Source organism: Desulfoferrobacter suflitae, from assembly GCF_022603395.1.
Taxonomy (GTDB): Bacteria; Desulfobacterota; Syntrophobacteria; order Syntrophobacterales; family Syntrophobacteraceae; genus Desulfoferrobacter; species Desulfoferrobacter suflitae.
Map to the genome: position 1 here is coordinate 1 of NZ_JAIBKA010000024.1, position 10,721 is coordinate 10,721.

Here is a 10,721-nt window from a genome sequence, read left to right on the forward strand (position 1 = left end):
AGACTAAAATTAAAAAACTAAAGGGCGTCCCCTATCTAGAGATTATGCGCTAACGAGGCCATCCACGCGGACCCGAACCACGCCGGGCAAGTTTGGCCGGTGTTGTCTGCAAGCTCATTGGCAGCGTGGTTCGGGCCGGTGATGGCCGGTGTTATGGTAATGAAAAATGGAAGAGATCAAAGTGACATCTTGGGAACACTGCCAGAGGGAACTGAAGAGAATTGAGGAGCACCGTAACAAGCTATCGAGGAAGGAAGATACCTATGTCTCTAGCCTTCTTTATCGCGGACATGCGAACCATAAGTGGCGTCTTGCTACTACGCTCGAACGATTTTCAGACGATGACTTGGGAGTGGAGACCTATTTTAGAAAACTATCGGTAACGAAATCCCAGATTGAATCGTTAACGGATAGGACATGGGTAATACCGGACTTTGGGAATTTTCGGTCTTGGTTGTCTTCTGCAGATATGTTCATGAAGGGAAAACTGCCTGGGTACGAATATATGGTTTAGTTGAGGCACCATGGGTTTCCGTCACCTCTGCTGGACTGGACTCGATCACAGTTTGTCGCAGCATACTTTGCATTTCAAAACATTCCTCCCGAAACTGATTACGTCTCCCTGTACTGTTACCTTGAGCATGTAGGGCACGGTAAGACACATGAAGGAGACAAACCTTTAATTACGGGCTTAGGGCCAAATGTAAGGACACACAAACGACATTGGATGCAACAGGGCGAATATACTATCTGTACTCAAGGATCGGGAAACGACCTTTGTTACGCTTGCCACGAAGATGTTTTCTCCGAGGTCGGAGAACCGCAAGACATGTTGTGGAAGATTGATATCCCGGCATCAGAGTCTCTGATAGCGCTTCACGACCTCGACAGAATGAATATAAATGCATTTTCACTTTTCGGCTCTGAGGAGGCCCTCATTAGGACAGTCGCAATTCGCGAGTTCCACCTGAGAAAGGCCTTTCCATAACCACAGCTTTGAGAGGGACGCGCAAAAAGCCGCGCGCCCCTCAAGCTTTCGTTATCGCCCACGGGTTCAGTGCTATGCCGATGACTGCGAGTGATTTGAATGAATCGCATTCTGTGCGAGATGAACAAGAAAGGAGGATCTTGACATACCCCGTTTTTTAGCTGCCACATCAATTTGCTTAAGCGTCATTTCTGGAACGGTAATATTGACTCTTACCGTCCGAGGTTTTGCATCCGGTACCGCAACAACCAGATAAGCGACAGCGTCAGCGTAATCCGTATCAGCCATGATGTCTTCGAGTTTTGATGGATTTGGTAATTGATCGCCATCTTCGATCATTCCTTGAATATGGAGGGCAAGTGCCTCTTGGGCAGCATCCTTGGCTTCATCGACGCTGTGACCAGCGGTAATACAACCTGGAAAATCAGGAAAGGATATGCCAAAATCAGTATTGGCTTCTTTATGCACAATGGCTATGTAGTTCGCCATGATGTTCCCTCACTTTAGCTCAATACCCGACTGGCGCTCAATGCTCTTTAACGTACCGATCGGTATATCTCTTTTGGGATGTGGTACCGTAACACGGCCTTTTCTTTCTGGATGCCGAAATTGCGTATGAGACCCGACCTTAGCGACCTCATACCAACCATTTTGCTTGAGAATGCGGATGATTTCCCGGCTGTCCATGGTGTGTATTCATACACACCGATCGACTTGTTGTCAATACCTGTAAATGTCGGATAACTTGCACATCCAGCGGACGGGCGACCACGTGGTGGATTGAAACCTATACTGCCAACCGAGACTTTATACCAATTCGCGCCCGCCGCTGATGATTGTGTTAGCACCCGACCGGCAGGCACAGGGTAAGTCTCAGATGTTCCGAAGAAATCTGTGAAACCTGAGTTCCTTTTGGTCGTCCTGCGGTATTTGTCTACAAATTGACTTCCGAGCGAAAATAAGCAATGAATGTGGTGGCAGCCAAGCGCCACTCATCCACTTCAACGATGATATCACACATGAGGTCTTATGATCGAACACGATTTTGATATATCGTTCATTGGCGGACTGGCACTGCAAGAGAAGCAGATTCAGCAGAACTACAGGCCGATCATTGCTGTCCACAAGTGGTTTGCCAGAAGGCCGGGGACGTTATTTCGGGGGCTGCTTCTTTCGGAATTCGTGACAGAGCCGGTTAGCCAATCTTTCTATCGAGCCCATGATCTCGGAGGGCTTCGAATCGCAGATCCATTCATGGGGGGAGGCACTCCCTTGCTCGAAGCCAATCGTCTCGGGTGCGATGTGATCGGCCACGACATCAATCCCATGTCTTACTGGATCGTCCGGCAGGAAATAGAGCACCTGGACCTTAAAGCCTATCGAGAGGGTGCAGACAACCTTCTCAGGGAGCTTCAAGAAAAGATAGGCGACTTCCATCGGACCCAGTGCCTCAAGTGCGGCTCGGAAGATGCCCATGTGAAATACTTTCTCTGGGTAAAAACAAGGACCTGCAGAAACTGCGAAAGCGAGATCAGGCTCTTCCCGGGATACCTCATCTCGCACAACAGGCGCCATCCGAAGTATGTGTTCCTCTGTGCCGCATGCGGCGGGCTCACTGAAACCGGCAATAGGAAGCAACCGGGTGCATGTAGTTTGTGTGGCGAACCCCTGATCACTGCCGGGCCGGCGAGGAGAAACCGATGCGCCTGCCTTCAGTGCGGAGAAATCAACGTTTACCCAGACCCCGAAGCGGGTCCTCCTCTGCACAGGATGTTTGCCATCGAGTACTTTTGCCCCGCCTGCAAACCACGCCACAAGGGGCGCTTCTTTAAGACGCCCGATCCCGCCGATTTCATGCGCCTGGAGGCTGCGGAATCTGCGTGGGACAGCCTGCAGCCGATGTTCATTCCTGATGATGAAATTCCGAGCGGAGACGAAACGAACCGATTGCACCGCTGGGGGTACCGGCACTACCGCGAGATGTTCAGCAAGCGCCAACTGCTGGGTCTCGAGCTGAGCTGCCGTTCTATTTCACGGGAGAAGGGGGAGCGGGTGCGCAATGCGCTGGCAACCAACCTTTCCGATCTTTTGCGTTACCAAAACATGCTGTGCCGCTACGATGTCATGGCCCTTAAGTCACTGGATATCTTTTCGGTTCACGGTTTTCCAGTGGGGCTAATCCAGTGCGAGTCGAACTTCCTTGGCATATCCGGAGCCAATGGAGATAATGTTGGAAGCGGTGGCTGGTCCAACATCATCGCCAAGTTTGTCAAGGCGAAGTCGTACTGCGACAGACCTTTCGAAATCCTCCACAGGAAGGGAAGAAAGCTTGTGGTTGATATTCCCGGTGAGTGGATAGGAGACGGCAATACCACGTCCGGTCGGCCCGGCTCCAGAAAGGTTGAGCTCCTCTGCTCCGACGCGGCTGAGGCGAATATCGAACCGGGCGGGCTCGATGCCGTGCTCACCGACCCTCCGTATTTCGGAAACGTTCAATATGCGGAGCTGATGGATTTTTGCTACGTGTGGCTTCGCAAACTGGTCGGGAGGAACGTTCCGGAATTTGCGAAGGCGTCTACCCGCAACGCGATGGAGCTTACGGGAAACGAGAACATGGGACGGGGCTTGGAGCATTTCACAGAAGGGCTCTCATCGGTGTTTCGAAAGATGGCTCTAGCTCTCAAGCCGGGAGCCCCCTTGGCATTCACCTATCATCACAACAGCCTAGATGCCTATTATCCCGTTGCGGTGGCCATACTCGATTCGGGCCTCACCTGCTCGGCCTCCCTTCCATGCCCCGGAGAAATGGGCGCATCCATTCACATAAGCGGAACCAAGTCTTCCATTCTCGACACCGTGTTTGTCTGCCGCTCGACGGGCAGAGTCCCGGCAAAATGGATCGTCGATACCCCCGAAGGTGTCGCCGAGCTTATAAGAATGGACCTGGATAAACTTGCCGGCGTGAGGAATTTTACGGCAACACTTGGCGACATTCGCTGCATCATCTTCGGCCATCTCATCAGGTTGGCTGTTTGGAATCTCAGGAAGGGTTGGGACGGTAGCCTCACGGTCGCTCGTCGCATGGAGAGTGTATCGCGCTGGGTCTCCGCATTTGGAGGCCTGACATCCGTCGAGCACTTGCTTGACGATGTCCTGTCGGTGAGCCCTGCTCTACAGAACGTTTTTAGTCGAGAACCTCAGACATCCTATGGTGCCGAGGATGGGCAGATATCCTTTTGATACCGCTCGGGAGGAGCTGCCACATGGCGGATGGGACCGTGGCAACCGCCCGGCATTGAAACAACTGGAAAAGATATTGGCGCATAGTGCAACGCTGGAGGGGGAAGGAATGTCGCTTCAACGGCCATTTGAACTGACGCCTGAAGAGCTTGGCGAGAGATTGGAGGAGATGGTAGATGTCACCTTCTCGGATTTGGTGTCTGAGTTTCTTCTTATGCCCATGGGGAGCGGTTTTATCAGGTACTCGGACTTTCGGGATGCGTATGAAGTTCTCAAACGTGGTAGCAAGGGTTTCGAAGATTTCAGTGCGGCCGCGGTTCATCAAGCCATCCTGGAGAATAGCAGGGTCGTGGGCGTGCTGCGTGCAATTCTGGGAATGACCGCACCGGAATGGGCTGAGCTGGCACGATCCGAGCTCGATAGTGATGTGACTCAAAATGCGGCGAGATCACTCGACAGACGCTGTCGAGAAGACCCTCAATATGTTCGCGAATGCCTCCGGAAGTTCAAAGACCGCATCAACCGAGCCAGTATTCGCGGGCATACGCCACCGGAGCGGCCCAAGACCATCGAAAGGTTGGATGCTTTGGTGAATGTGGCAGTGCATTACATCACCAGAGGCGCTCCGGATGATCAGGAAGGGGTGATTCACCGTTTGGCCAAGTTCGACACCAAGGGTGGTCTCGATTCCTTAAGATATGCCAGCAATGAAAACGTGCCCTACGCCGTTTTGCTTTACGAGCGCTATCTTGGTCGCCCTTTTGCCGCCCACAGGGATGCCGTTTCCGAGTTGGTCGGTGAAGTAATGGAGAATGCAATCGAAGAGCGCCTTCGGTTGGCTGGCGTCTCATACCGAAAGACCGGCAGAGCCGAAAGAATTCCCGGTTTCGGGCAAGCCCCCGACTTCTGCATTCCGGATGAAGTGAGCCCCGCCGTGATTATCGAAGCAAAGATCACAAGCGATGATGGAACGGCCAGAGATAAGGTGGCTCGCATAAAGGAGCTCGAAACGCAACGCAATGAGCATGTTGCGGCTGGGCAACCGAGGTATGAAGTGGTTGCGTGTATCGACGGACGCGGCTTCAGGCAAAGGCGCGAGGATATGCGGCAGCTCCTGCTCCGTTTGGATGGAAAGGTGTTTGCCACCGCCACCTTGGATCATCTCATTCCTCAAACGCGCATACGCGAATTCGTAACGCGGTAAACGTTTCTGAACCCGGAGGGACTGGGCTGGAGCTTCTGGAACGAGTGTCTGTGGGGGGCAGCCCTTGACATGAGACATTTTTCCTAACGTCAGCTTCCACCGGACCGCGCGGGGCGGTGTGTTTGCTTGGCTGAAGTTTTTTGGCGCGCGGCCGGTGAAGCTCATGTTATGAGTCCGGATAATTGAGGAGACAGTACGACAGTGGATATCAATCAACTCCTTCACAAATCGGAGTTTCCGAGGTCGAGCCGGTACGAGCCGGCCTGGATGATGGAAAACCAGATGGGTCCGAACGCACTGTGGCTTGCCGAATGGCTTGCCGAGGGATTGCCTCTGAGCTCCGGGATGCGTGTGCTCGATTTGGGCTGCGGACGAGCCATGACCAGCATCTTTCTCGCAAGAGAATTCGGAGTACAGGTGTGGGCGACCGATTTCTGGATAACACCGGACCATAACTGGCAAAGAGCTCTTGAGGCCAAGGTTACCGATTTGGTCTTTCCTTTGCGTGCCGAGGCTCACTCATTGCCGTTTCCACAGGGCTTTTTCGATGCCGTTGTCTCAATCGATGCCTACCAGTACTTCGGAACGGATGAGCTTTATCTCGGATATCTGAGCAGATTTGTCCGTCCGGAAGGGTTGCTGGGCGCCGTCATGCCGGCACTGATGCAACCAATCGAAGGGGCGCCTCCGGAGCATCTCGTCACCCCTCAGTCAAACGGAAAAGTGTTCTGGGAGGATGGATGCTGGAGTTTCAAGACGGCGGACTGGTGGCGGGATTTATGGAGCCGCAATAGCAGCGTCACGGACGTTCAGATCGATACCTTGCGTGACGGCTGGCGTCACTGGCGTGATTTCGAAAAGGCCCTGGAGATTATGGGAAGGAGTGTTTTTCCTTCCGACGCCGAAACGCTGGATTCGGATCATGGCCGCTACATCGGATTCGTCCGTGCCATTGCCAGGAAAACCGAGGCAAATACAATGAACCTTTACGACCCCTCCATAGCTGTTCGAATAGGGGTTGACAGATGAGCTTGTTTTTTGCGGGGAGCTCAGAGAGCCCTACGTTATTACACGTCAGGAAATGAAGGGCATAACGAGCGCATGCCCCGGACACGAAACCACGCGTGGCAATAATCGGCGCTTCGCGTGGCTCCTTGGCGCGTGGCTTCGTGCCGCTGATGCGCGGTGTTATGTGCTTGTGCCGAGCAATACAATTGTCGGAGGTGGAAGTGAAAAAATACTTTCCTAGTTTTTCATTCTTTTTCATCCTAATCGTAGCCCTTACAGGATGCGCTCAAACAAAACAGTACACTCCACAGCCTATTGGAACATAGTATAGGTTGGGACCTCACCCCACAACTTCCAGGTGTGGATTCACTCCCATACACCTCTTGCGCTTCAAGATAAACGCTACTGGCTAAAGATACTTCGCAGCGACCCCGCAGCCGATCCCGCCAATCGCTTCGGCAGATGTCCCGGCTTCTGCAACCCAAAACAAAAATACCGCAGCCAAAAGGGACAATATCCTCTCTCCAAACTCATCTGGATCGATTGGCAAACTGAGGCCATCATACCGGCTATAACACCTCAAGATTCATCCAGATCCCGCATAATCCCTTTTCCCTTTACCCCAGTGGGGGGTGTGTGCCATCAATCCACTATTTGCCGAAAACAATTTGACTGTGGCGATGAATCAAGAACTGACTTTGCTTATGTCCTGGCTCTGCTTCGCCGAGGACTTAATGATATCTTCATCCGAGATCGGATTCTCACGGAAAGAACCTGCTGGGACAGCCATCTGGGAACAAAAAGAATCAATCACTACCTCACCAGGACAATACAGCGTGCAAAAAAAATCGTGCAAAATAACGATCCTGCAAAAAACTCAAAATAATCCGAAAATCAAAACATCCTGCCAAGATAATGAGAAAAATTTAAGCAGCTTAATCTGAAAAACTACAGCAGGAACTTCATCATCATAGAGACGGGTACACTTTGTCATGGCAGATTATAGGTACACCGCATATTTTGAGAATGAAGTTCTGCGTAAGCGACCATATCTTAAAAAGGAATAGTGCGTTCAGGTTCTGGAGAATCCAATTAGGACTGAGTCTCAGGATGGAAACCGTTTTCGATTTTGGGGGCGCATAGATGAATTTGGAGGCAGAGTTCTTAGAGTTGTGACCCTTGAGGATAAGATCACCATACACAAGCCAGGGTCACGTCTCAACATTTGACATGCTGCTCTAAAAGCAGATGGAGTTGCTTTCGTTTGGAACATTTTTTCTAACAGGGCGCTTGCAGTCGGACGCGCAAAAAAGCCGCGCGCCGCTGAAGCGCGGCGTTGGGCAGCTCCACATCTCCGCGCTTTTCTCGCACTTGCTTGCTTCTAGGTACGTTGTGTAGTACATTTAGAAGTACTACAGGAGGTGCAATATGGGAAAGCTTTTGAATATCATTCCAGTCAGTGATTTGCGGCAGGATGCTGCCAAGGTGCTTAAGAAAATCAAAGATTCCAGGGAACCCATTGTGATTACACAGAGGGGGCGTGCGGCCGCTGTAATGCTTAGCGTGGAAGCTTTTGAGCAATCGGAGCGTGACAGAGAGCTGCTACGCCTTCTGGCGAAGGGAGAAAGGGAAATAGAAGCCGGTGAGGGACATGACCTGGACTCCGTCCTTACTGATGCCGATGCACTTCTTTCGGAAGAGCCGTCGTGAAAATCCGCTTTACGCCTTCAGCCAGGACTCAGTTTCTCTCTGCGCTCAGCTACATTCGTCGGGATAACCCTCAGGCGGCACTCAACTTCCGTGAGCGAACGGAGACGGTACTGCGACGGCTCGAACAATTCCCGAACTCAGGAAGAGTCGTACCGGAATTTCCAGATCTGCCATACCGGGAGGTGGTCGTCACTCCATACCGGTTCTTCTATCGAGTCAAAGGCGAGATCGTGTGGATCATTGCAGTCTGGCACGGTGCACAGCTTCCCGAAGAACCAGTGTCTTGAGTACCCAACGAAGGCATGAACTGGACGGCGCGGCCTCATGGTGTTCAGAAAATTCGTCATGTAAAATCAGACTCCGTGCCGATTTGGCGCCGCCAGTTATGCCCGGCGTTCCCGGCGACTGCGTCCAGCACCTTGCCCCGGCGCTTCGCGCCGGAACACTGGACCCGACTGCGCGCGCCGGCTGTGACCAGGCCTGCGGCCTGCTCCCATCCGACGTGCTCGCGGGTCAGCGCCGCGATTATGGCACAAGGTCACTACAATGAAATTTAGTGAGCGAATCGGAATCACACCTGTTGAAACCGCTTTGCAAGTTCAAGGCATGAGTGACGCATTGCGTAACTCTCTGTGGAATGTACTCGATATTTTTATTTGGAACAGGGACTATTTTCTGTATCGCCAGCATGGGCATGGTGACATAGAGAAGTCTAGTCGGAGGCTCTGGTTTGTTTATTTTAAGGAACCTATGGATTCAAGGCCGGATAGGCCTCACAGAATACTTGAAGCCATCAGGGAATATTTCTTCAGCTGTGCCTGGTACGAAATTTATGATTTCATGGAGCATGTATTGCTATATGAGCAAAACCAAAACTTGATCCAAAGAATCAACGATATTCTCGCGATAGAATTGACCGGTTATCGTTTCATTGAGTCGACATTTGTACCTGTTACCGACGAAATAGAGATAGAGGCCATACAGAAGGCGATTTCCGAGGGCCCATTTAGTGGTGTTCATGCACACCTGAGAATGGCAATGGAGCATCTGTCAAGAGGGAATAGTCCTGATTACAGGAACTCAATCAAGGAGTCTATATCGGCTGTTGAAAGCATGGCTCGTGAAATAAGTGGCAATCCGAAAGCAACTCTTGGGGGTGCTTTAGCGGTTATCGAGAAGAATGGACACTTGCATCCTGCGCTTAAGAAAGGTTTTTCAGCAATTTATGGATACACAAGCGATGAGGCGGGGATCCGGCATGCGATGCTTGATGAACCAAATATTACAGTTACTGATGCAAAGTTCTTCCTGGTGTCGTGTTCGACGTTCATCAATTACCTGAAATCAAACGTTGCACCATAACTTTCGCTGGAACCGACGCCCACAAAAACCGGGCGCGGCTCAGCTGGCAGTTCTGCTCAATGCCCATTGGCAAAGCCTTCCTAGATTGCTAGTATGAATCTGTGGAATCGAAATAAGCTCATCAAGATGGGAGTTGGATCACGATGACGACCAAAAAGATTTTGGAGGAGGTACTCTCTCTCCCGGTAGAGGAGCGGGCACTCATAGCTGATTCGCTCTTGCGCAGCCTCAACATGCCAGACTCCGGCATAGAAGCAAAGTGGACGGAGGTTGCAAAAAGACGGCTTCAGGAGCTTCGCTCCGGGAAGGTGAAACCCATTCCAGGAGAAGAGGTATTCGACAGGGCTCTCAAACGGTTTTCGAGATGAAGTACGCATTTCATCCCGAAGCCGAGGCGGAGTTTCGCCACGCCATAAACTACTATGAAGACTGTGCGCCGGGTCTCGGTTACGACTTCGCTATCGAAGTACACTCTACAATTGAGAACATACGCAGCTTTCCAGACGCTTGGAGCATCCTTGAAGACGACATCCGTCGGTGCCAGATTCGGCGATTTCCATACGGCATCGTCTACTCCAAACAGGACGATGTCATTTTCATTCTTGCCGTGATGCACCTACATCGCGATCCTGAATATTGGAAGAACCGAGTTTAGCACCGCAGAACAAAGCGCTCAACCGGACGGCGCAGCCACGCGGTGCCATCATGCTCAGTGCCGCAGATGTAGAATCCGTGCTGCTTTGGCGCCGCCGGTTATGCGGAGCGTTATGCGCGTGCACGCCTACAGAGCCGTGCTATAATGAAATCAATTAAGAGGCATATTATTCCACACTGAAGATTTGCGTCAGGAATAAACTTATGAAATTCAACATTGAATACGAGCAAGAAGAAGATGGAAGGTGGCTAGCTGAAGTGTTGGAGCTTCCAGGGGCTCTTGCCTACGGAAAGACAGCTGAAGAGGCCATCAGCAAAGTGCAGGCATTGGCTCTTCGTGTTCTGGCTGACAGGCTTGAACACGGGGAGGTTTCATCCGATATGCTCGATATCAAGTTTGCTGCAGCATGAGTGAATGGCCCTCCACAAAGGCAAGACGAGTTCTTGCCGCTTTGCATCATATCGGCTGGCAGATCAAACGCTCATCGGGTTCACACCGTACGCTTTCTCGCCCTGGATGACCAAATTTCGTCTTCTCCTTTCACGATAACGTGG

At 51.6% G+C, this 10,721-nt stretch carries 12 protein-coding genes and 2 pseudogenes; 12 read left to right on the forward strand and 2 right to left on the reverse strand.

The features are described 5' to 3' along the window. Positions 1-514 precede the first annotated feature (514 nt). The gene (locus K1V27_RS23105; RefSeq protein ID WP_353740648.1) at positions 515-988 is read left to right on the forward strand and encodes an FRG domain-containing protein; all 474 of its coding nucleotides are present in this window, start codon (positions 515-517) and stop codon (positions 986-988) included. Between the two features lie 72 nt (positions 989-1,060). On the opposite strand, the gene K1V27_RS22215 is transcribed toward K1V27_RS23105, so the two are convergent. Both K1V27_RS22215 and K1V27_RS22220 read right to left on the reverse strand, forming a co-directional pair. After that, positions 1,061-1,477, reverse strand: coding sequence for a type II toxin-antitoxin system HicB family antitoxin (locus K1V27_RS22215; RefSeq protein ID WP_258932471.1), 417 nt, complete (start codon positions 1,475-1,477; stop codon positions 1,061-1,063). Positions 1,478-1,486: 9 nt separating this feature from the next. Continuing rightward, positions 1,487-1,675: a type II toxin-antitoxin system HicA family toxin gene (locus tag K1V27_RS22220; RefSeq protein WP_258932473.1), complete on the reverse strand. Its 189-nt coding sequence runs from the start codon at positions 1,673-1,675 to the stop codon at positions 1,487-1,489. Between the two features lie 342 nt (positions 1,676-2,017). On the opposite strand from K1V27_RS22220, the gene K1V27_RS22225 reads away from it, so the two are divergent. The 11 genes and pseudogenes from K1V27_RS22225 to K1V27_RS23115 form a co-directional block, all read left to right on the forward strand. Then, positions 2,018-4,228 carry a DUF1156 domain-containing protein gene (locus K1V27_RS22225; RefSeq protein ID WP_258932474.1) on the forward strand — a complete coding sequence of 737 codons (2,211 nt, stop codon included), beginning with the start codon at positions 2,018-2,020 and terminating at the stop codon, positions 4,226-4,228. Continuing rightward, on the forward strand, positions 4,209-5,432 hold the full coding sequence (locus tag K1V27_RS22230; protein WP_258932475.1) for a hypothetical protein: 1,224 nt from the start codon (positions 4,209-4,211) through the stop codon (positions 5,430-5,432). The genes K1V27_RS22225 and K1V27_RS22230 overlap by 20 nt, the downstream gene beginning before the upstream one ends. 282 nt (positions 5,433-5,714) lie before the next feature. Beyond that, positions 5,715-6,461, forward strand: coding sequence for an SAM-dependent methyltransferase (locus tag K1V27_RS22235; RefSeq protein WP_258932477.1), 747 nt, complete (start codon positions 5,715-5,717; stop codon positions 6,459-6,461). 322 nt (positions 6,462-6,783) lie between these two features. After that, positions 6,784-7,326: pseudogene (locus tag K1V27_RS23250) on the forward strand (DNA-primase RepB domain-containing protein); the annotation flags it as partial. A gap of 542 nt (positions 7,327-7,868) precedes the next feature. Continuing rightward, complete coding sequence (locus tag K1V27_RS22240; RefSeq protein WP_258932478.1) at positions 7,869-8,150, forward strand: type II toxin-antitoxin system Phd/YefM family antitoxin; 282 nt, start codon at positions 7,869-7,871, stop codon at positions 8,148-8,150. Continuing rightward, entirely contained in the window at positions 8,147-8,437 is a 291-nt protein-coding gene (locus tag K1V27_RS22245) for a type II toxin-antitoxin system RelE/ParE family toxin (protein ID WP_258932479.1), read from the forward strand. The genes K1V27_RS22240 and K1V27_RS22245 overlap by 4 nt, the downstream gene beginning before the upstream one ends. Before the next feature lie 259 nt (positions 8,438-8,696). Next, positions 8,697-9,512 carry an AbiJ-NTD4 domain-containing protein gene (locus tag K1V27_RS22250; protein ID WP_258932481.1) on the forward strand — a complete coding sequence of 272 codons (816 nt, stop codon included), beginning with the start codon at positions 8,697-8,699 and terminating at the stop codon, positions 9,510-9,512. A gap of 143 nt (positions 9,513-9,655) precedes the next feature. Then, the gene (locus K1V27_RS22255; RefSeq protein ID WP_258932483.1) at positions 9,656-9,880 is read left to right on the forward strand and encodes an addiction module protein; all 225 of its coding nucleotides are present in this window, start codon (positions 9,656-9,658) and stop codon (positions 9,878-9,880) included. Further along, positions 9,877-10,167 (forward strand): type II toxin-antitoxin system RelE/ParE family toxin, encoded by a 291-nt coding sequence (locus K1V27_RS22260; protein WP_258932484.1) that lies wholly within the window; start codon positions 9,877-9,879, stop codon positions 10,165-10,167. Before K1V27_RS22255 ends, K1V27_RS22260 begins: the two co-directional genes overlap by 4 nt. Before the next feature lie 203 nt (positions 10,168-10,370). Further along, a complete protein-coding gene (locus K1V27_RS22265; protein ID WP_258932485.1) occupies positions 10,371-10,577 on the forward strand; it encodes a type II toxin-antitoxin system HicB family antitoxin in 207 nt (68 codons plus the stop codon). Beyond that, a pseudogene (locus K1V27_RS23115) lies at positions 10,574-10,684 on the forward strand (type II toxin-antitoxin system HicA family toxin); the annotation flags it as partial. The gene K1V27_RS22265 and the pseudogene K1V27_RS23115, both read left to right, overlap by 4 nt. Between the last annotated feature and the right edge of the window lie 37 nt (positions 10,685-10,721).